Genomic DNA, 21,881 nt, shown 5'->3' with positions numbered 1-21,881 from the left:
CACATCAGCTGATACACCGCGGCCTGGCTTGCACGCTCAGTAGAATGGGCAGCATGCCCAAGACTTCGCACCCCACCCGTGATCGATTAATCATGACCATGGTTGAACTGCTCGACGGCTCAGACCCCGAGCACATTACTGCCGACCAGGTACTCAACGCTTCCGGGATTTCCAAGGGTTCGCTGTACCACCACTTCGAAGACTTCGAAGACCTCGTTGAGGCAGCATTGATTGCTCGATTTAGCGTGAACGTCGATGCGACCATCGATGCCCTGTCTCAGATTCTCGCAACCGTCAGTTCCAAAGAGGAGCTCCTCGGAGCACTCCGCGAGCTCAATGTCTACAACCAGGCACAAAGCCGCTCAAGCTTCCGCCTGGAGCGTGCACGCGCGGCCGGCCTCACGTACAGCAGCCCTCGCTTCCACGACGCGCTGGGCCTTGAACAGCAGCGTCTCACCGAAGCGTTTACTGACCTCTTCGTCGAAGCACAGAACAAAGGCTGGATGTCCCCCACGGTTGATGCCCGCGCTGCTGCAGTGTTCGTCCAGGCATATACGGTTGGCCGCATTGTCGATGACATCGCACCCGAGAAGGTCGATCAGGAAGCCTGGATGAACCTCATCATGACCGTGGTCGAGAAGTCCCTACTGAACTAACCTGCGAGGACTTCTGCTGTGCTGCGCACGGTGGCAAATTCACCATGCAGGTTTGCACCTGTCGTTCGCGCAATGTCAGCCGCCGGAATAACATTCCCGTCGACGTCGATGCGGTCATTGGTATGCGTTGCATCCAGGACGAAGGTCACGTCATAGCCCAGATTGCCGGCCATGCGGGCCGTTGTTTCACAACAGTGATTGGTTGTAATTCCACAAATAGTGACGTCGGTTATCTCGGAAGCTGTTAACCACGCATCCAAGTCAGGCTCTCCATAAAAAGCCGAATTGACAGTCTTGGCGATCAGAAGATCATGCGGGCCATCGATGCCTGGCTTGAAATCATTTCCTGGTTGCCCTGGGCGAAGCGGCGATTGTGGCCCCGCTGAATCATGCCGCACGAGGACTACCGGCTGGCCAGATGCGCGCCATTTCTTCAGCAACGCCCGGATGTTGTCTTCGCACGCGGGATTGTTCCGAGGCCCCCAATATTCCAATTGATCAAACCCTTGCTGAACATCAATCACGATTAATGCGTTCCGGCTCATACCCCGAGCATAGAAGAAAGCCAGGCACAACAGGGTGCCTGGCTTGCTTCTCATGCTGTGTTTAGTCGCGGAACTCTGTTTTCGCGAACTCTGCGTCGTCTTCTGCAGACTTCATACGAGCAATCGAGAAGATCAGCAGACCGAATAGACACTTCGCCAAGATGTCTGCGATGGTGTATCCCACTTCACGGGCGACGAAGGAGTCTGGAGAGAAACCATCACTGTTCATCGCGAGGATGAAGGTGATGGGGTAAAAGCCCCAGGTCGCAATCAGCAGGATGCGAAGAAGCTGAAGCTTCTTCCGAACCGGAGCGGACTGGCGAACAAAGCTCTTGCCGAGCTCTACGAACAGGACATACATGATGTAGAGGAAGGGGATGGTCGAGAACAAGCCCCACCAGCCGGCAGTAATTCCCCAGAGATCGATCTTGGCGTCACCGGGGTAACCCAAGAGAATCATCAGGGCTGCGGCAGGAACCAAGCGCTTGAGAAGCGAGCCTTGGAGCTGACGTGTCAGCGCCAGTACTGCGACAGTCTCAACCAACAGCAGTGGAACGGTCAGGAACCAGTCCACGTAGCGGTAGCCCACGTTATAGACAGCAGCATTGTTGACGGCGCCATCGAGAGTTGAGAATGCGTGGTTGAACGAGTCGAACATCCGGAAGTAGTGATAGGCAGCAATACCCGTCACTGTTGCCGAAATCAGCACCGCAAGTCGATAGCGCGGCAACACGCGATCTCGTGCCAGCACCAAGAAGAAGGTGGTGAAGAGCATGCTCGCAATGCCGAGAGAGAGCATGTTGAAAACGATGTTGAACTGAGTATCAGTCAACAGTTCTGAGAGGTTATTCATTGTGCAGGAGCCTTCCAATAGTCAATAGATCTATTGGTGGCGGAAAGCCTTGAGGTCCACACCCCGACATTGGGGCTTGGCGTCACCAGAGGTGTTATGGATTCATCGTACAGCGATATATCGCTGTGATGGGGAAATGTTCAAATAAACATTTGAGCCCGGCTAATCAGCCCGCCTGGCTCCATCAGGAGAACTTTTCCGGGCTCGACATAAGGAAATATTCGAGAACTTAACCGCAAGGATCGAAGCTCCGAAGGTGAGCAACTATCCAGAACAACAACCGCATGAGAGAGCTTCTCCTGCAACACTGCATGACGAGATAACCACGCATCGGGAGTTCCCACGTAAATCCCCTCTGCCGAGGAAATCGTGAGCCCAGTGCCCAAAGTGGCGAACCGATCTGGGTAACGCGTCGACAGCTCTTTACTCACCGCGTTGAGGCGTCGCGTGATGACGACGTATTCCTGGCCTGGTTGACATTCCACTGTCGGGATCGAGAAGTGTTTCCGCGCAGCAGGTGGGGACGACGCAAGTTGAACTTCGTGCTCTTTCCACCTCGCGCGACCAGGCAGCTGAGCATCCTGCAGGTTCAGAACAGCACTGAATACCTTGGCGAAGCCACCATATGAAAGTGGCGTATCTGACCAGTTTGCAATGAGCGCCTGCCCTCTCCTTGGGAGTTCTCGACCACACGCGGTGAGGCATCGCACAAATTCCTCACGATGCTCGAGTGTGAACTCCTCCAGGATTGTGTCGAGATTGTCGAGGATCAATACTCCAGTTGTGTTGCCTTCCTGTTCGACAACCACATCCCAGGCGTGTTCAGCCCTGTCGATCACTGCTCCGTCACATTGTTCGGCAAGGAGGTGCAACACGGTGCTCACGCCCGACCGGGCAGGGCCTGCGACGAGAAGGTTTCCATCGTGGGCGGGCGAATAGGTAACCCAACTCTGCACCTGGTGCTCGGGAAGATCTGCGAGACCGAGCCACGCAGTTTCCGGCACACGTTCTGGAGCCTGCCCGAGAGAAATATGCCGAGGAAGCGGGGCAAGCCAGGGCCTTCTGCGCTGCCAGGTGGCATGTTCGAGACTCCACGCCTGGGCTCGTGATGCAACGAGATGAATATCGTCCGACGAACACAGCGGTGCGTGAAATTCTCGCAGTGCGATTCCCGTCCCCATCAGTAGCGCCCTGCCGGCAGCGTGTTCTAAGGTGTGGGCTGCGTCCGTACCCAATACAGTCAGTGAGTCCTGCTTCTGCGATACCCGGAAACTAATCCGAAGTGCACAATTGGCGAGTAAGGCGTCACCCATGGCTCCCCCGATCTGCTGGCTCGAAACAATCATGTGTATCCCGAGCGCGCGACCTCGCGAAGAGAGATCAACGAAGAGCTGGGCAAAATCAGGAAACCTCTCCAGCAGTGCCCGATACTCATCGACCACCACAATCAATCTGGTGAGCTCACAGGTCAGGGGCAGGTCCCGAATATCCGTGACCTGGTGGTCAACGAGGATTCTCTCCCGATAACGAATTTCTGCACGGAGCGATGTCACCGCACGATGCACCTCGTGGGGATTCAAATCCGTGACGAGCCCGGCAACGTGGGGAAGCTCTGCGAGAGACTGGAAACCGGCCCCGCCCTTGAAATCCACAATGAGGAGCGAGAGCTGATCGGGTGCGTAGCTACAGCACAGCGCCAACAACCAGGCCCGTAAGAACTCTGTTTTGCCACTTCCGGTCATCCCGGTGACGACAGCGTGCGGGCCGGCACTCACGAGGTCAAGAAACAAAGGCTGCGTCGCCTGCTCCCCGGCACACACCACCAAAGTAGTTCGGCACGACTGATACTCCTCGGATTCCACGAGCCTGGTCGATGCTTTCTCAGGTAATCCAGATCGGTGCGGAGTGGAACGGGCTTCTCGTTCCAGTTGCAACACCCTCAGGATGGGCTGCGCTTGGGCTCGAGTGAGGAAATCAATGTCGATCTGGGGTAAGGAGTTCTCGGCCATGCCCTGCAGGGCGGTATCTACCACCACACCCCGCCCTGTGCTCACTTTCAACAGATATCGCACCCCCGGGGGAAGTTGTGTCCCACCAGAGATATGAAAGACAAGCTTCTCCTGCCTGGCTGCGCTCTCAGAATCAAGTTTCAGCCATTCGGGCTGCGCAGCAAGGTCCTGCTCTACCCGAAACGCTTCTGCAGGACCCCACTTCCATGCCAGATGAGCTGCTAAAGCACGGAGGGCCGCAGCAACTTCCACGTCATCACCCTGCACGGCTACCCCCGCGGAGAGATCTAGGACAACAGGGAACGCGTCTCCGACGCTTACCCCCAGCCGAACAATGCGCTGGCTGCCAGGAATGCATTCTCCTGCCGCCCACAATGGGCGAAATGCTACGTCCTCGCCGCAATATGCAGTGGCTGAAGGAAACTGCTGAAGTTGTTGTTGTCGTTCTTCTTCACGAGCGTTGTTGTTCTCCAGCACCGCACGTATTTCATCTTCTTCGAGCTGAATCTGTCTTTGCTTCAACTGTCGACGGCCATGCAACTTCCCGTCCGCGAACTGAGCAAGAGCCATGACCGGGCCGAGAAGCGCAAAGAGCAAAGTGATCGCAGACCCGGTCACCGCCCACAGCACAACACTGGCGATGAGCGGAGCGATCAGGGCAAAGAGAGGGAAGCGCATAAGCGCACTTCATCACACGAGGTCGGCCCGCATACAGCCGTGCACGTTATCGGTGGATAACTCTCGCTAAGAAATGGTGAGGTGGAGATCCCCGATGTCGATGCGGGTTCCCCGCACAACCGGATAGCGAGTTCCTGGTTGTGCGCGGCGAGGAACCACGCCGGGTTCCCGGATGATGGAGCCGTTTCCGCTATTGCGGTCCGCTACCCACAGCTCGTCATTCTCGACGCCCAGCTCCAGATGCGTCTTGGAGACAGATCGTCCCGGGTCAGTAACCACGATGAGATGTTCAAATTCTTCGCCGTCGGTAGGCGCCGGCATGCGGCCCAGTAATCCACTGCGGGTGAGTTCAACAGACTCACCACTGCCCAGTGTGATGGTGAACGACAACACCGAGCTCAGCTCTTTTTCGGTTGCAAAACGAGGCGTCGGGGCAGGTTCCTGGGGGGAAGATTCGAAGAGCTCAGAGAGGTTCACACCCTCGACACGGGGAACAATCTTTGTCGACGTGGTCTCAGGCTCTCCCGTGGCAACAGGAGCGAAGTGTTCAGCTGCAGGAGGAGGTGTCTCCAGAGGTGCAGGTGCGAGGGGTTTCCGCGAAACAGCGTTTCCACATTCACCGCAGAACAAGGCACCGGCAGGCAACTCACTCTGACAAAATTCACACGACATGGTGCGATGTTACCGGCGTGACCCGCGCCATTTCGTGAAGCGTGCCCGTGACCAGCCAAATGATTTCAGAGAAACAAGAGCCTGTATTCGTTGCCAACGCGTGAGCCCTGCACCCAATTCGAGTTCCACGCTCATGACATCAGCCCACGCCCGCTGGACATCTGTGTCACTGACGGGGTCAGGCGAATATTGGGCTTTATCGCCGAGAGCTGCCACCATTGAGGCGGCTTGGAGGCCAATCTGGCTCGCCGTTTCAGTTCGGGTGGCCGAATGTATGGTGAGCACACCATGATCTGTCATGACATCTCGCATTTCTGACCATGCGCCCTCAACTTGAGCCCGGTTGCCCTCGGCGCTGTGGCGCTGTGAGCGCCGGCGCCGTTTCAGAGCGATGATGCCCAGGAACGGAGACACACTCAGCCCCAGGATGAGAAGCAGCCAGGAAACACCGGTCACAATTGCCAGCACTATGTGCAAGACAGGATCAGAAGCAGTGGGCTGCTCCTCTTCCGCTGCCTCAGGCACGGTGTTGTCGTTGAGTTGAGGTTCTTCTTGTGCGGGAGGCTCTACCGCCGTCTGCGGGAACGCCACCTCGGTTGGGTCATCGGGTTGCTGTTCAGGAATGGGACGCGCGTCAGGGTTGGGGTTGACGGCAACCCAACCTTGTTCAGTGGAGATTTCGATCCACGCGGTCATGTCCGCGCCGGTCAGGTTCACTGCAGCATCTGCACCTGTTCCCTGGGGGATGAGGAACCCCATCACCACACGGGCAGGGAAACCAGTCTGCGTCGCGATCAAGGCCGCAGCGCTGGCATATTGTTCAGCGTCGCCCACCATTGGCGTGCTGGCAAAAAGTGCGGCAATGCGGTTCGCACCATGACCCGAAGCACTGGGCACCTCATCAGGGGCGCCGTGACTGACATATCCTTCTGCAGCAAGAGCTTCGAGGGTTGCCTGCAAACGGCCACCTGGAGTGGTCTCCCCCCGGGCAGAAAGGGCAATGAAGGCATCCAGTCCCTCAGGAATGACCGCCGGCGCAGGGAGCGTGGCAGTTCCTGGAGCCTGGTCGGCCAGTTGTGACAGCGTCACGAGCGGGGCTGCCATGGCACTGGTCTGGTAGCTATCCCCCGACACAAAGCCCACCGTGAGTGCTCCTGTTGCGGCAGGCCGGCTGTAATAAAAATGATCGGTCAGCGATTGTGCATTCTGGCCAATAAACGTGAGGGAGCCCAAGGCGCCCGGAAGGGGTAACCAGGGCCCTGCGAGATCTTGGAGCTGGAATTGTGCACGAACAGCATCCCCCTCAACCCCGGCTGTCGAGACCGAGCCAGGGAGGCGAGTGAAGTCGGCAGCTGTTCCGCCGACGGTGAAGTTCACGCCGGTGTAGTTATCGAGGGTGGCGAGAGAAACGCGATCCCCCGCGGATAATCCAGTGACAGTCAGTAAATCGGTGGAGGAAAATTCTCCGGTAACAAAAGCACGATATTCCGACAGAGGGCTTGTGCCCTCTTGCAGAACAAAAGGCTGTTCAATGCTGTTGCGCCACACACTGCGGTCAGTGATGGGCACCACGAGCAGGATCGCGCTGGAAACCACCGTTGCCACCGACACGATTCCCACAGCCCGCAGTCCCGAGCGCGCAATGCCACGCGTGGCGGAGGCAAACCAGAAAGCAATGAGGACGAACACCACAGTTGAGACCACGATGGCGGCGAAGCCTTGCCCGGATCCCAACCAAATCGAGACACCCAGTGTGAAAACGGGAACTAGTGCTGCGAGACTGGACCTTCCCGACTGTTTCGTGAGACGCAAACTCAGCGACACGGCCAGTACACAACCCCCTAATGCTAAGAGGAATGCAGGTACAAGCAAGGCCTCATAGGTGCCCACAGGAGGCATGATGGTGACCAGCTGCTTCCAGGACAGCACCACTCCCGACAGCAGCGTGAGAAGACCTGGCAGCGTCGGAAGGAAACCAAAAAGCGCTGCGGTGGGAACCGCCAGAGGAACACCGAAGATCAGTATGGCCAGGACAACCACCAGTGTGGTGCGCAGAACCGACCACTGACGTAGTGCTGAAATCCAGGCGATCACACTACCAAGTAGCGCACCGCCCACAACCGCCACAAAAAATGCGGGACTGTGATAGACCGGCCACAGCGGAACAAGGGACACCAGAACCGCGAGTGCAACGATCACGGCTCTCATGCGGTCACCATCCGCTTACCGAGGAGCTGTTGGACGTCATCGAGGCGACCAATGGTCGCCACGGTCAAACGCCCCATTCGGCGAGTCACCGGTGATGCTTCTGGGGCGCAACACAACACCACAACCTCGACCCCCGCGGGGAAGGCAACCGATGCCGAGTGCAGAGTCTTTGAATCTACAGAGCCTGCGGTGACCAGGAACACGATCGATACATCCCCAGCCTGCACCGACGCGAGGCGTGAAAGTTCCACAATGTTCGGACTACCTGGTTGCAGGTGAACTCCAGAGAGCTCATCGAGTAACCGCTCGCGGGAGATGGTCGACAGCGCACGAATCTTGGCCGTGGCCGTCCCGCGCTCCGCGCGACGCCGAGTCGCCAGTTCTCGTGCAGCCTCTCGTAACGCACTCATGCGGCCACTCGACACCACTTGGGCGTCTGCACTGACGAGGACTGAAAGTTCTCTGGTGTCACGGATCGCGCGAACAGCAACAGACGCTGCCACGCTCACAGCAAGCTCAAACTCGTCATCACCGGAAAAAACCTCGGGCTCAGTGTCCAGCGCGATCATGAGATGGCTACGTCTGGTTTGTTCAAATTGTCGAACCATGAATTGGCCAGTTTTTGCCGTGGACTTCCAGTGAATATTGCGGCGATCATCGCCAGGAACATACTCGCGCAGTGCGTGGAAGGACAGGTCGCTATCTGTGAGATCACGGGTCGGATTGCCTTCGAGGTCTCGGACAAATCCGCTACTCATGCTGAGCAGGCCAATAGTTTTTGGATGGATATAGAGCGTCTGGGGATCACCGTGCACAACTTCACGAGAGATGAGCCCCAGAGGGTCTTGGCGAACCACACGGGCAGGCCCGACTGCAACCATTCCACGGTGGCCGGTAGGCACGGGCACCGTGATGTCCTCACGTGCACCCTTGCGCAGGCGGCCCACGTGTGTTTCCACCTGTTGCTCCCCCACGGGAACAATGACATCCAACGGAAGCAGCGAGTGAGGAGTGGGGTTTTCTACCGATACGAGTACTTCTGCGTCCTCTCCCACGACTACACGGTGGTGAGCCAACCGGAAGGAAACCTCGTGTGCATGGCGGAACAGCGCATACAACGTGGCCACACCGAAAGTCACGAGCCCGGCAATTCCCAGACCAATGAGTTCAATCCAGCCCAGTACCGCGCCCACCACAAGGCAGAGCAAAGCAATAATTGCCCAGCCCCAGCCTCTCGAGGTGACGACGCGGAAGATCATTATTCTGCGGGTGCTCCCACAGGAAGATCAATGAGAATCTTCCCCACGACGTTATTCGCGGTGACGCCATCAAACTCTGCCTCGGGGTCCAGAACGAGACGGTGAGAAAGGACAGAATCGGCGAGCGCCTTGACATCATCAGGGATAACGAAGTGGCGTCCCTGCGCCGCTGCATGGACTCGCGATGCTCGAATCAGGGCAAGAGCACCACGTACCGAGGCACCGAGACGGACTTCAGGAGCGAAACGTGTCGCTTCCACGATGCGCGAGACATAGTCGTTGATTTCCGTGTCCACGTGCACGGTCCTGGCCAGTTCAATGAGCTTGACCACCATGTCTGCGGGAACAACCCCATCTAATTCTCCGGCAGCTTTCTTGGCGGAGCCTTCCAGAATGCGCATGGTGGAGGCGTGATCGGGATATCCGAGAGAAGCCTTCATGAGGAAACGGTCTAGCTGAGCTTCAGGCAGACGGTAGGTGCCCGCTTGTTCGATGGGGTTTTGCGTTGCGATAACCATGAATGGCTCACCGGTTTCATGTGTCACACCATCGACAGTGACCTGGTGTTCTTCCATGACTTCGAGCAAAGCGGACTGTGTCTTGGGGCTGGCACGGTTGATCTCATCCGCAAGCACGATGTTGGAGAAGATCGGCCCACGGTGGAATTCGAACACTCCCTGCTTCTGGTCAAAGATGCTGACGCCGGTAATATCGCCGGGCAGCAGGTCAGGGGTGAATTGGATGCGTGAGTGACTGCCCTGCACACTCTGTGCCATCGCCCGAGCCAGGGAGGTCTTGCCTGTTCCCGGGAAGTCCTCGAGGAGGAGGTGTCCCCCGCTGAGCATGGCGGTGAAGGCCAGGCGCACCGTGCGATTTTTGCCCAGCAGGACCTGCTCCACGTTCTCGACGAGCTTGTCGAATACCTTCTGGAACCCGGCTGCTTGTTCAGGCTTCATGCTCATTGTTTCTCCTATTGTGCGGGGATCGTGATCTGTGTTGTGCCACCGTCAGCACCACAGTTAGTTGTCGTTGCGCATCCCCGAATGACTACAGTCTGGCCTGAACCAGATGCACCCTGGGCTGCGAAATAGTCAGTGTCTGAAATTTCGTAGGTTGGACTCGTGGGACGAGGTGTTGTCGTGACCTCAGTGAGGTCTTTCCATTCAGTACCCACCTTGATTTGCCAGATGGTGACTGTGTTGGCAAAGGCATCCACCGTGGGATCAATCACGCGGATGGAGAATCTAGTTCCCTGCGCTGGGTTAGCTCCACAAGGAAGCTGTGTACTGGTGTCAAAACATTCAACAGAGGTATAGCTCGCAGTCCCCGGAACGCGCTGGCTAATTGTCACGCTTGTTGTTTGAGCCACACAGCTGAAGCCATTAGTGGCATACACAGCGAAGGAGTAACTTCCGGGATTCTTCGCAGTTGCATCACTCCAGGAGGTTGCCGAGCCCAGAGGCGTTGCAGAAGCATAATCTGCGGGGCATGTTCCAGAGCTCAGTGGTGAGGTTGAACCACGAACGAAGTAGCTCACCGTGTTGGCACCGTTTGCCCCCACCGGTGCCCAGCTGAATACCGTCTCACCGTTCGTTCCGGTTTGGCTGGCAGATAGCCCGCCACCGGCAATGGGGGCGCCAATGGCCGTCACCGGATTGGAGGTGGTGGAGTTCCAGTTATCTGTGTCTGCATCGTTGATGGGTGTGACCCGAGCAACATAGCTGTGACCTGCAGAGTACCAAAGTGGACCAATACTGGGGGTGGTGCCAGCGGGGATCTCGAAGGAGCCGCGGACGGTGGAACCATCCTCGAGAACCACAACCCGGTACGCCGTGACGGCGCTTCCGCCGGAGGGTACGCCCACGGCACTCCACGAAACTGATATCCCGCCGCCGTCTGGATGAGCGCTGTCATATCCGAGTGTGCTGATGGTGACCGAGGAGGGGCCGTCAGGAACAACATCAGCACTCAGTGGTGTGCTCCAGCTCCCCGGGCCTGAGTTGCCAATCCCGTTAACCGCAGATACGGAGAATCGGAAACGCTGACCGGTGGGCAAGCCATCGAGCGTGCAGATGGTGGATGTGCATTCCTTGCGGTACCCACCATCGCTTTCCACGATGTAGGTCGTAATCGCTGAGTTGTTTGCTGTTGGTGCAGGCCAGGACAGAGTCAGCGCACCAGAAACGAATCCAGCTGCGCGCGTGGGCGCGGCAGGTGCATCGGGTGCGTCTTGCACCGAAATGTTAATGATGCCCCAGACATAGCGATCTTCATCATTGGTGGCATCTGCCACCTCATATTCCAGGGTGGTATCGCTGGGGTCGGCCGAGGAGGACACCGTCACCGTCAGGGTGGCCTTATCTGCAGAGGGCGTCACGGTGACCCCGGCAGGAATGTTGCCGTTGTTGAGTCCACGGACAGAAACCACACGCAGGGGCTGTCCAGGGAAGGGGTTGGTTGCCCCGTCATTGGCCAGAACATCCACCGTCTGGGTTTCACCACGCGTGGCCACAATGCTGTCTGTCGCGGGGATAGCAAGTGGCCTGGTGGAAGGCACGATGCGGACAATAATCTCGCCCGAGTTTCCGTCGGCAACCTTGTCCTTGACCGTCACTGTGAGCGGAACGGTCCGACCCTTGGCGGCATCGTCACGGGCTGTGAGCGTCAGCGTCTGACCCGACAGGGTCGCGCTGACACCCTGTCCCGCACCGGTGACGGTGTATTCGAGCTCGTCTTGGTCATCGACGTAGGGGTAACGGGTCACACGAACGAGGTCCAGAGTCTTTTCTTGACCAGGTTCTAAGTCGATGTCTGCACCCAACATGACCGGGGGCATGTTTTCACGCGGCGTCACTGTAATCGGCAGAACGATCGTGGCGGTGTGAGCCCCCGAGGCGGATGCGGAAGCACCGTCGGTGACCTCAAACGAGATTGACGCAGGTCCGAAGTAGCGATCTTCGCTGGTGTAGCTCAAGGTGGTGTCGTTGACCACCACTCGCGAGCCATCCGCGTGGGTGGCACGCACGGTTGCACTGTCGGTAATGCTCACCGTTTTCCCCAAAGCGGCGATGACGTAGTCATTGATGTTGATGCGGAGGGTTTCCTCACTGACCACCGTCAAGGGGGCAACACCGCGCTTGCGCTGTGGCAGGGCATCATCGGTTCCAGGAACCCACATGAACGCGGTGGAGACCACACGGGGGTCATCGGGGTGAGCGACCTGGAACGGAATGATCTGGCTGGTCGCCAGTACCTGCACGCGAACCGTACTGCTAGAAATCACGCGAGCGGTGGCGCCATATCCGCCGACAATCGTTGGTCGCAGACTCGAGACGGGGCCATCGGCAAAGAAAGCGTTTGCCATGACATTCACATCTACAGAGCTACGGCCCAGTATGTCGCTCAAACTCACCACAGCATCGCCAATGACAGGCTTGGACAGAGGCGCCTGGTCCTGCACATCGAGGGTAATGAAGTTCGATGCTGTGCCCGCAAGGTCATTTTCAATCTCGTAGACCATGCCGTAGCGGCCAAGCGTGCGTGGGGCCGTGATCTTGACCAGATCGCCCACTATTTCAGCCGTGACAGAAGGATCCTGTGGGGTGACACTCAGCAGTGTCAGCGGACGTCCGTCCGGATCGCTGTCGTTGAGCAATGCACGCACATAAACAGTTGCTCCAGGCCTCGCTGTGACGTTATCTGCCACCGCGATGGGGTTGCGACCTCCAGCCAAAGTTTCTGCGATTCCCACCCGGATCGAGGCTCTGCCTTGAGCTCCCAGAGCATCCACCACGGAATAGGAGAAGGTGTCTGTGCCGGTGGCATACGCCGAAGCTTCATACTCGACCCAGTCAGAGCCCACCGCCGAGATGGAACCCTTTTCGGGGTTGGTATCGAGGCCCACGAATTGGACCGAGTCGCCGTCAGGATCGATACCCGACAGAGGAATAGGTATCCGCACGGTTTGTCCCGACATGGCCCGCGCGGTCACCGAGCGGGGTGTCGGTGCTTGGTTAGTATCGGCATCGATGGCACGAACGGCAATGGTGACGGTGCCGCTAGCCCACTGCCCGTTATCGGCATTTACGCGATACACCGCTGAATATGTTCCAGGGTTAGTGCCCGCTAAAAAACGTAGCTGCGAACCGGAGACGAAAAGCAGACCTGCCGAGCTGCTAACGTCCTGATCCAGCGTGGGCGCCAGGGTGAGCTGACCACCATCGGGATGAATGTCATTTGCGAGGACGGGAATGGAAATAACGTCCCCCACGCGCACCGAGACCACGTCAGGTAGTGCGACGGGAGCTTGTGCAATTGTGGGTGCCGGAGTTTGCACAACTGTGATGGTGCCTTCGCTTTGCGAAATTCCGTTGCTGATGCGATAACTGAACGACACCGGAGCATCCAACGGTTTCGTCAGGGTCACTCGAATGAGTCGGTGCTCCGTCACTTCCACCTGAATGCCCGACTGCACCGGAACATTCATCACACCGGTCACCACGAGAACTCCACCTGCAGGATCCCGGTCAGTTGCCGTGACATCTACCGAGCGAGTTTGCTGCAGGGGCACATACACCGCGTGAGCAGCGGTTACGGGCTGCGCCGAAACTTCGGGAGGATCGATGACATCGATGCGAACCACACCGGAACCCGTGGTGTCTCCATCTGTCACGGCATAGGTGATGTAGCTGGAACCGGTGCGGGAAGGTGTCACGGTAAATGAGAAATCAGCAAAGTCGGGAACGATATCCAGCCCGGCCACAGCGGGAACTCCCGTCAAGCTGAGAACACCGGAGCCGCCGCGAATGTGGGGTGACGGATCAATAGTGAGCGGCTGACCTGCAATCGCCATCACAGCAAAAGCTTCTGCCACAATGGGCACCTGACCTGCGGCACGGACGTTAACCTGCACGGAGCCAAACCCTGATGCCCGGCCATCAGAGACTTCCAGTGCAACCTGCTTGGTGCCGCCACCACCGCGACCGGAGTCGGTGAAGGCCACACGACCGGCAGGGGAATATGACAGGGAATCAGGCTCCTCGGTGGAAGCAGCTTGGACGAAGATGGCATCGCCATCGGGGTCAATCCAGTCGCCCAATACGTTCACAATGACCTGTCCACCCATAGCCACGTCAGTGCGGGTCGGACGAGCCTGGACGGGCGCAGAGTTCTCACTCTCGGGGCGAATGGTGACCGTGACCGTGGCAGTAGCTTCACCGCCACGACCATCCGAGATGGTGTAGTCAAACTGCGTGGTTCCGGCTGCTTCGGAGGTCAGTCGCAACATGACCTGATTGCGGTCAGCGTTGATGAAAATTTCTCCCCATGCTGCCGGAATGGTTGTGACAGAGTCGATGACCAATGCATCCCCGTTGGGGTCATAGTCATTGAGGAGAACGGGAAGACCCGTTACTCGACCCGGCCTGGCACCCAAATCGTCATCCACCGCAACAGGTGGCTGTGGGTCCTTGTCATATTCGGGAGCATCGGCCGAGTTGGTTTGCACAACCTGCTCTTCGAGAGCCTGTTGTTCCAGCAAAGAATCCCAGTTATCAATCAAGCGAACGCCACCCTGGACGGCCCAGACCAGACCGCTAACGGTGTCATTGAGCGCAACAACACCTGCGCTTTCCCGGAACGTAAGCTGCGCTGTTCCCGGCATGGAATCTGCAACCTCGGAGAGGGCTTCTGTTGCGCCGCAGTGCGACCACACATCCCCACCCGACCATGCCGCAAAGGCACAGTCTCCTGAGATGAGCGGCGCTGCCGCGCGTCCCCGTGAACTCGTTACTGTGGTTACTTCTGCGCTATCCAAGTTCACTGCAGAGAGACCTGAAGACGTGGAGAGCAGGATTCCAGAGTTTCCGGAGACAGCACTCACTTGCCCATTGGCCACCTGCACACCCTGTGCACTGGGCCACTGCAGTACAGCCTGTGTGCTGTTTTCTATCTGGCTTCCCAGATCAATCACACGGCCAGCGGTATAAAGGATTCCCGTGGCACGATCAAGCAGCGCCCAGCGTTCCCCAATCACCGTGATACCGAGGTTATCTGCGGTGAGCTCACCGTCCAGCGCTTGGCTCTCTGGAGTGACGGACGTCACGGTGTTGAGCGTGGTGAGAGTGCCCAGTTGCGCACTGGCACCGACGAGATAGCCCTCGGTGGTCACAGCAACGACCGAGTCTGCGCCCACGGTGAAGTTGGCTGGCTGCGTCTGTGCGTCAAAGTTAGAAATGGTGGCCGACGGAAGAACCCAGACATCACCGGTTGCCGGTGCGTGCAAGATCACGTTGGTGCCGGCGAGAGCGGCATAGGTCACATCTTGGGGCAAGGGGATGCTCTCAGAAACCAAGCCCGTGGCTTGGTTCACCACATCGAGTGAGCGTGTGGCGTCATTGAGAAGGAAAACGGTAGACGAGTTTTGCACCAGATCCATACGGGTGGAGTCTGTCGTGACGACAGTGTTGAGTTCGAGAACTTTGGTGTTGGCACGGCCAATGGCCTGCTTGTCTCCGTTCGTTACCCAGACAGCACCGTCGTTAAGGTTCACGCGCTGGGCCTGATAACCGGTAGCTAACAGCGCCCCCACGATGAGCAGCACAAAAACACTCAGAGCAGACGTCCACTTGATGGCCGTCGTGCGACCGGGGGTGAGCCACGTTCGGAACATGATTACCCGGCCGTCAATGCAATCACGCCCACGATGACTCCCACAACACCCACAGCAGCGGAAACAAAGCCCCACAACAGCACACGACGGCGCTTCGCAGCGGCCAGCGCAATCTCGTCACGCTTGGCTGGAGTGGTGTTGTAGCCCTTCCGCTTCCAGGCCGCGCCCGTGTGTGCATCGAGGGGAGCGAGTGCGGTGCGGTCGTTCTCGTTGATGAGGATAGCGGTGGAGCCCCACTCATCCCCCACCACATCCAGGGGTGTTTGGGCTAGACCCATCGAGGTTTCGACCTGCTGCAACTGGCGCGCGAATTCCAGTGCCGAGTGTGGTCGTTCCATGGGATTCTTGCTCATAGCTGAGAAGAGTACTTTCTCGAGCTGGGCAGGAACATCAGGACGACCTATGGGCTGTGGAGAACTTTTCAGAATTCGACCCGCCAGGTGGCCGGGAGAATTGTCTTTGCCCGGAATTTCGAAGGGACTGCGACCGGCCAGAAGCGAATAAATTGTCGCGGAAAGTGCCCACATCTCTGACGCTGTCGTTCCGGTGGTGCTCTCACGAATCACTTCGGGCGCTGCCCAGGGAACGCTCAACCCGACAGCTGTTGAGTTATCGCCCTGATAGACCGAGGACGCAATACCGAAGTCACTGAGCACCGGGTGACCATAGGCGGTCACCAGAATGTTGCCGGGCTTGATATCACGGTGGAGGACATTGGCCCGGTGCGCGGTTTCCAGTGCGGCGGCAATCTTGATGCCCGTGCGGACCGCTTCTGCCACGGGAATGGTTTCTGCGCGGAAACGTTCGCCATAGCCACCCACACAGACTTCGGTGACGAGAAAGGGGCGCCCATCAGAGCTCACCCCTGCTTCAAAGACACTCAAAATGGCCGGGTGGGTACTCAATTGAGACATGAGTTCTGCCTCAGATTGGAACATGCTGCTCACCCGAGGATTGACTACTTCTGGGAGAAGAACTTTGACGGCCACCTGGCGGCGAGGAAGCTGCTGTTCATACAAGAAGACGTCACCGAAACCACCGGAACCCAAGACTCGAATGAACGTGAATCCGGAGAGAACAGGCGGGCTGGAGGGCAGGCGACGAGTCATCTGTATTTCCCTCCCTTCACTGCCAGCAATGCTGGTGCGGTCAACGCAAATAACGCCGTAAATTCAGCGCACTTGCAGTTTAGGCAGGGGAAGCTGAGGATTCGGTGTGCCCCACCGTGACCGCGATAACGTCAATCACAATGATCGTGACGTTGTCACGGCCGCTGTTTGTCAGTGCGGCGTTCATCAGGTCGGCCACCGCATCTTCGGCGGTCGCCGCGGTGGTGAGGAAATGCTCAATGCCTACATCGGTGAGCTCTTTGGTGAGGCCATCCGAACAGAGCAGCAACCGCATGCCGGGAACGACAGGAAGCGCAACATAATCCGGGACAGGCTCGTCAATGATGCCGACAGCTCGGGTAATCACGTTGGAGTGAGGGTGGTAATCAGCCTCTTCCTTGGTGATAGTTCCCGCATCGACCAACTGCTGCACGACCGAGTGGTCCACCGTGATCTGCTCAAACGTATCGGCCAGCTTGGCATAGACGCGAGAGTCACCAATGTTGAACACGGCCCACTGCAATTGGGGGCCTTCCTGCACAAGAGCAACACCCGTGACCGTGGTTCCAGCACCCTGCTGATCAGGGGTGAGGCGGGCACGAAGGTCCACCACCGACATGGCCAACGCCATTTCCAGCTCATCAAGGTTTGCAAATCCGGGCTTTTCGAGACCTGCGATGCGCTGCACTACAGCATCGCTGGCGATATCGCCGGCGCTGTGACCGCCCATGCCGTCCGCGACAGCAAAAACGGGGCAGGCGATGGAATACGAGTCTTCGTTGTTGGCTCGGTGGTTTCCCACGTCCGTGCCGGCAGCCCAGGTGAGAGTGACACTCGCCCCGGTGCTCGGGTCGGCAACAATTGTGCCGGTCGAGTTCTGGCCAAGGGCAGTCACAGAAAATCTCCAAGAGGGTGGGGCAGATGCCACACGACATGTGGGCTAGCCAAGAACCTCAAGTCTATTAGAGTCCCCGAGGTCAATCATCGCGCCACTAGCCAGTGCCATCGATTCCCCCGGTGCTAACAACACGGTGGGCTTCCCCGGAATGATCACCCGTGTGCCATTGGTGGAGTTCAGGTCAGTCACCACGACCACGTCTCCCTGCGCTTCGATGCGGGCGTGAGTTCCCGAGACAATTCCGTCTGGAGAGTCGAGCACCAGTAATTGCACGGCCACATCGCCCCGCCTCGGCGCTGCCGGAAGGCGGCCAGCGATGACAGGTTGGGTCAGGGATGTGCGGGTGCCATTGATGTGGCGGAGAAAAAATCGTGATTGCTGAGCAAGTTCTTCCGTGCGTAATATTCGCTCGGCAGCTTCTGCCTCGTGTGCTTCTTCCACATCAGCGAGTATCTCTGCCAAGCCAAGCGAAGTATCCATCAGAGAACCGATAAGCGTGGGGTACTCATCGGTTGTGCTGGAGGGGATGACGGTTTCTTCGGACACCACAGCTCCGACGACCGTGTGTTCCTCCACTCCGGGTGCCTGCACAATCGTGGCATCACTGGGAACAGTAATGATGGTGTCATCTTCGGCAGAATCTGCCCCAATGACAGTGTCATCGTTCACGGTGAGGGCCGTCTGGTCCTCGGGGATGTTGTCGTTCGACGTGTCTGCGTTCATACCCTGACCTCGCCTGGAGCCTCCTAGGAAGCTGGTGCGTTCTCCGTCGCCGCAACACGTTGGCCCACCACGGCAGAAACACCGTCTTGACGCATGGACACACCATAGAGTGCGTCGGCGATCTCCATCGTGCGTTTTTGGTGCGTAATCACGATGAGCTGACTGGAGTTACGCAGGTCCTCAAAGATCGCCAGCAGGCGTCCGAGGTTGGCGTCATCAAGTGCTGCTTCCACTTCGTCCATGATGTAGAACGGCGACGGGCGCGCCTTGAAGATAGCCACCAGAAGGGCAACTGCGGCCAGTGATCGCTCACCACCAGAGAGCAGGCTCAGACGGTCAATCTTCTTACCGGCAGGCTTGACCATCACTTCAATACCCGTGGTGAGCAGGTCGTCCGGGTTGGTCAAGGTAATACTCCCCGAACCACCGGGGAAGAGGATCGGGAAAACTTCCGCGAAGGCGGCCTGTGTGTCATCGAAAGCGGTCTGGAACACCGACTGCATGGTGTTATCCACCTCATCAATGATCGTCATCAGGTCTTTACGCGTGTTGCTGAGGTCCGTGAGCTGCTCAGTGAGGAAGGTGTGGCGCTGTTCCAGTGCAGCAAACTCTTCGAGCGCGAGCGGGTTAACTCGACCTAACTGACCGAGTTTGCGTTCTGCCTTCTCGAGACGAATTTGCTGCTCGGCACGGTCATAGGCTTTAGTTTCAGGCTCTGCATCAGCTGGAGCATCAGCTGCTGCAGGAACAGGGATGCTAACTTCGGGACCGTATTCGGCAATGAGGACGTCCTCGACCAGGCCGAGTTCATTCCCGGCACGCTCCAACAGGGCAGAGAGGTGCATCTTCTTTTCGTAGATCTGGAGTTCCAGGCCGTGCACGTTCTCGGTGATCGAGTGCAGCCGCTCACGCAGTTGTGATTCTTCCTGGCGCAGCGAAACCAGTTCCTGGTTTTGTGCTGCGCGGTCTGCTTCACGCTGCCCCAGAAGAACACGTGCCTCCGACACAGAACGATCTACCGAATCGAGAACTGCAGGAAGCGCTTCGGCGACGCCAGCAGCCGCATCGATTTGTCGACGGCGCACTACTGCACGGCGTGCTGCTTCTTCCGCTGCAGCACGGTCCGCATCCAGTTGCTGACGCAGACCCTCCACGCGGAGTTCTTCAGCGCGGACACGTTCACGTGCAGTTTCAAGTTCGAGTCGTGCTTGGACTTCGCTCTCCCGAACACTTTCGAGTTCGGCAAAGAGTTCATCACGGGCAGAGACGTCCAGGATGGGGCGTGGTCGAGACTCGACGGCGTCCAGTTCAGAACCTGCGCGGTGCGCGTTCTGTTCTGCTTCTTCTACCGAGGATGCCGCTAAGGCCACAGATGCGCTGAGACGCTCTGACTCTGCCACGGCCGCTTCCACCTGCACACGTGCACGGTTGAGTGCTTCGGAACGGGCAGCAAGCTGTGAGTCGTATTCCCGCAAGGCTGCAAGGGCCGCCGTAGAACGTTCTTTGGCCACCTGTGCAACACCGCGCTGGTCAGCCAACTCGAGACGAGCTTTGTCAATCAGGCCAACAACCTCATCCAGGCGCTTGTGTGCTGTGTCACGCTCAGAAACGAGTTCGATGCGGCTCTGCTTGGAACCAGAACCCCCGCGCAGGACGAAACGAGTGAGAACTTCACCAGCTTTCGTAATGATGGTGACGTTGGCCTCAGACTTTTCCAAGCCTTGCTTCCACGCTGCCCGAGCTGCCTCGAGGTCATCTGCGATGACCGTGGCAGCGAGCAGCGCCAGCACACCTTCGGGGGCAGTGACCACATCGGAGGCAGGAACTACCCCGGCAACAGAAGGCAACGACAGAGAGGAAGTGCGGGGCTTTTCTGCCACCACGATCTCGACGCGGCCGAGGTCATCACGATCGACGTTCGCCAGTGCCGAGATGGCTGAATCCATGTCATCTGCGAGAACGGCGTCCGAAAGTGAACCCAATCCCGCCGCAATAGCTGCTTCGTAACCGCTGGTCACCTGGATATGTTCAGCAACGAGTCCACGAATACCGGAGAGCCTGGCTTTGACCAGTGCAGAAGAGCCATCTTTCTGATCCAGCGCCATCGAGAGTGCCCCCGTGCGCGCCTGGAGGGCATCACGCTCACGTTCGAGCGTGTGGAGTTCATCACGGAGACGATCAATGGTGGACTCCGCTTCGACTACCGCTGCTTGAGCTGCCTCATACGCATCGTTGAGCCCGGTTTCACCCGCGGTGGTATCCGCAGAATCGGATTCGACCTGGGCGAGGTTCTCTTGGGCTGAAACCTTGCGGTCGGTTGCCGCATCCAGTGCATTCTGCTGACGCAGAACTTCTCCGCGCACGGCAGCCAGTGCCGAGTCGGCTGCTTCTTTCTTTCCGCGCAGGCTGGTGAGCTCCAGGTCATGCTGGGAGACCAAAGCAGACTGGGCAGAGATTTGTTCATCGATGGAGTCGAGCTTGGCGCGGGCTGACACGGTTGCCTGCTGGGCGGCGTGCCAGGCAGCTTCTGCCGCGATCACGATGCCACGCATGACCTCGACTTCGGACTCTGCGCCCTCGATCATGGCTTGGTTGACCCCCGAACCCAGTGGCTGCTGGTCAGTGTCTGCGCCCAAGAGAGCAAGGCGCTGGTTGGCCAGGTTATAGAGACCACGCAGGCGTTCCTGGATGGATTCGAGGGCAAAGACGGTTTTGCGTGCCGACTCGACATCATCCGCACTCTGGTCTGCTTCCAGGCGACGAACGCGGAGCATGGTGCGCTCCAGCTGTTCTTGCAACACGATACGTTCGCAGTGACGCTCAGACTCTGTCTTGTTATGCGCATCGAGCGTGACGCGCAGTTGGACAACGTCATCGGCCAAAATACGCGCACGGGCGTCGCGCACTTCTGCCTGAATGCTCTGTGCTTCTCGGGCAATCTCTGCTTGGTGCCCCAGAGGTTTAAGCTGACGTCGCACTTCGGTAGCCAGGTCGGTCAAGCGAGTGAGGTTAGCCTGCATCGCTTCGAGCTTGCGCACCGTCTTTTCCTTGCGGCGACGGTGCTTGAGAATTCCGGCAGCTTCTTCGATGAAGCCACGACGATCTTCAGGGCTGGCTTGCAGAACATTATCAAGTCGGCCCTGACCCACGATGACATGCATCTCCCGACCCAAACCTGAGTCGGAGAGCAGCTCTTGCACATCGAGCAGACGGCAGTTCTCGCCATTGATGGCATATTCGCTCGACCCATTACGGAACAGGGTGCGACTGATCGTTACTTCGGAATACTCGATCGGTAGAGCGCCATCAGAGTTATCGATGGTGAGCAGAACTTCCGCGCGACCTAAGGGTCCCCGGGTGGATGTTCCGGCAAAGATGACGTCTTCCATCTTGCCGCCGCGCAGGGTTTTTGCACCCTGCTCACCCATGACCCAGGCCAAAGCATCGACGACGTTGGACTTACCTGAACCGTTGGGGCCCACCACGCAGGTGACCCCAGGTTCGAAAGCGAAAGTGGTCGGTTGGGCAAACGACTTAAAGCCTTTGAGCGTCAGGCTTTTCAGATACACGTCGAAGGCTCCCCGGTCAGTAGTGCGAGCGC

13 protein-coding genes are annotated in these 21,881 nt (G+C 58.1%); 1 reads left to right on the top strand and 12 read right to left on the bottom strand.

Annotated features, from left to right (window positions below; translation table 11 throughout):
* Window positions 1-53: 53 nt before the first annotated feature.
* Window positions 54-656, top strand: coding sequence for a TetR/AcrR family transcriptional regulator (locus M2119_RS04345; RefSeq protein WP_280803731.1), 603 nt, complete (start codon window positions 54-56; stop codon window positions 654-656).
* Here M2119_RS04345 and M2119_RS04340 read toward each other — a convergent pair.
* The 12 genes from M2119_RS04340 to smc form a co-directional block, all read right to left on the bottom strand.
* Entirely contained in the window at window positions 653-1,201 is a 549-nt protein-coding gene (locus M2119_RS04340; protein WP_280803730.1) for a cysteine hydrolase family protein, read from the bottom strand. The two genes, M2119_RS04345 and M2119_RS04340, sit on opposite strands and share 4 nt — an antisense overlap.
* A gap of 61 nt (window positions 1,202-1,262) precedes the next feature.
* The gene (locus M2119_RS04335) at window positions 1,263-2,054 is read right to left on the bottom strand and encodes a bacteriorhodopsin-like (protein ID WP_280803729.1); all 792 of its coding nucleotides are present in this window, start codon (window positions 2,052-2,054) and stop codon (window positions 1,263-1,265) included.
* Between the two features lie 140 nt (window positions 2,055-2,194).
* On the bottom strand, window positions 2,195-4,741 hold the full coding sequence (locus tag M2119_RS04330) for an FtsK/SpoIIIE domain-containing protein (protein ID WP_280803728.1): 2,547 nt from the start codon (window positions 4,739-4,741) through the stop codon (window positions 2,195-2,197).
* Window positions 4,742-4,807: 66 nt separating this feature from the next.
* Window positions 4,808-5,413 carry an FHA domain-containing protein gene (locus tag M2119_RS04325; protein ID WP_280803727.1) on the bottom strand — a complete coding sequence of 202 codons (606 nt, stop codon included), beginning with the start codon at window positions 5,411-5,413 and terminating at the stop codon, window positions 4,808-4,810.
* A gap of 9 nt (window positions 5,414-5,422) precedes the next feature.
* Complete coding sequence (locus tag M2119_RS04320) at window positions 5,423-7,621, bottom strand: DUF3488 and transglutaminase-like domain-containing protein (RefSeq protein ID WP_280803726.1); 2,199 nt, start codon at window positions 7,619-7,621, stop codon at window positions 5,423-5,425.
* The gene (locus M2119_RS04315) at window positions 7,618-8,880 is read right to left on the bottom strand and encodes a DUF58 domain-containing protein (RefSeq protein WP_280803725.1); all 1,263 of its coding nucleotides are present in this window, start codon (window positions 8,878-8,880) and stop codon (window positions 7,618-7,620) included. Before M2119_RS04315 ends, M2119_RS04320 begins: the two co-directional genes overlap by 4 nt.
* Window positions 8,880-9,842, bottom strand: a complete 963-nt coding sequence (locus tag M2119_RS04310) for an AAA family ATPase (protein ID WP_280803724.1) — start codon at window positions 9,840-9,842, stop codon at window positions 8,880-8,882. Before M2119_RS04310 ends, M2119_RS04315 begins: the two co-directional genes overlap by 1 nt.
* Window positions 9,843-9,850: 8 nt before the next feature.
* A complete protein-coding gene (locus M2119_RS04305) occupies window positions 9,851-15,550 on the bottom strand; it encodes an Ig-like domain-containing protein (RefSeq protein WP_280803723.1) in 5,700 nt (1,899 codons plus the stop codon).
* A gap of 2 nt (window positions 15,551-15,552) precedes the next feature.
* Window positions 15,553-16,659 (bottom strand): serine/threonine-protein kinase, encoded by a 1,107-nt coding sequence (locus M2119_RS04300; RefSeq protein WP_280803722.1) that lies wholly within the window; start codon window positions 16,657-16,659, stop codon window positions 15,553-15,555.
* Window positions 16,660-16,738: 79 nt separating this feature from the next.
* Window positions 16,739-17,554 carry a PP2C family protein-serine/threonine phosphatase gene (locus M2119_RS04295; RefSeq protein WP_280803721.1) on the bottom strand — a complete coding sequence of 272 codons (816 nt, stop codon included), beginning with the start codon at window positions 17,552-17,554 and terminating at the stop codon, window positions 16,739-16,741.
* Between the two features lie 45 nt (window positions 17,555-17,599).
* A complete protein-coding gene (locus M2119_RS04290; RefSeq protein WP_280803720.1) occupies window positions 17,600-18,280 on the bottom strand; it encodes an FHA domain-containing protein in 681 nt (226 codons plus the stop codon).
* 23 nt (window positions 18,281-18,303) lie between these two features.
* The gene (gene smc / locus M2119_RS04285) at window positions 18,304-21,849 is read right to left on the bottom strand and encodes a chromosome segregation protein SMC (RefSeq protein ID WP_280803719.1); all 3,546 of its coding nucleotides are present in this window, start codon (window positions 21,847-21,849) and stop codon (window positions 18,304-18,306) included.
* Window positions 21,850-21,881: the final 32 nt, after the last annotated feature.

It is taken from the genome of Aurantimicrobium minutum, assembly GCF_029894165.1.
In the GTDB taxonomy this organism is placed as follows: domain Bacteria; phylum Actinomycetota; class Actinomycetes; order Actinomycetales; family Microbacteriaceae; genus Aurantimicrobium; species Aurantimicrobium minutum_A.
Note: the sequence above shows the minus strand (reverse complement) of the source record. Positions and strands in the feature narration are given on the sequence as shown.

Coding starts and splice junctions, on each gene's coding strand:
- M2119_RS04320 (WP_280803726.1), bottom strand. CDS start 7,621: ATGAGAGCCGTGATCGTTGCACTCGCGGTTCTGGTGTCCCTTGTTCCG.
- M2119_RS04290 (WP_280803720.1), bottom strand. CDS start 18,280: ATGAACGCAGACACGTCGAACGACAACATCCCCGAGGACCAGACGGCC.
- M2119_RS04315 (WP_280803725.1), bottom strand. CDS start 8,880: ATGATCTTCCGCGTCGTCACCTCGAGAGGCTGGGGCTGGGCAATTATT.
- M2119_RS04335 (WP_280803729.1), bottom strand. CDS start 2,054: ATGAATAACCTCTCAGAACTGTTGACTGATACTCAGTTCAACATCGTT.
- M2119_RS04305 (WP_280803723.1), bottom strand. CDS start 15,550: ATGTTCCGAACGTGGCTCACCCCCGGTCGCACGACGGCCATCAAGTGG.
- M2119_RS04310 (WP_280803724.1), bottom strand. CDS start 9,842: ATGAGCATGAAGCCTGAACAAGCAGCCGGGTTCCAGAAGGTATTCGAC.
- M2119_RS04345 (WP_280803731.1), top strand. CDS start 54: ATGCCCAAGACTTCGCACCCCACCCGTGATCGATTAATCATGACCATG.
- M2119_RS04325 (WP_280803727.1), bottom strand. CDS start 5,413: ATGTCGTGTGAATTTTGTCAGAGTGAGTTGCCTGCCGGTGCCTTGTTC.
- M2119_RS04340 (WP_280803730.1), bottom strand. CDS start 1,201: ATGAGCCGGAACGCATTAATCGTGATTGATGTTCAGCAAGGGTTTGAT.
- M2119_RS04330 (WP_280803728.1), bottom strand. CDS start 4,741: ATGCGCTTCCCTCTCTTTGCCCTGATCGCTCCGCTCATCGCCAGTGTT.
- M2119_RS04300 (WP_280803722.1), bottom strand. CDS start 16,659: ATGACTCGTCGCCTGCCCTCCAGCCCGCCTGTTCTCTCCGGATTCACG.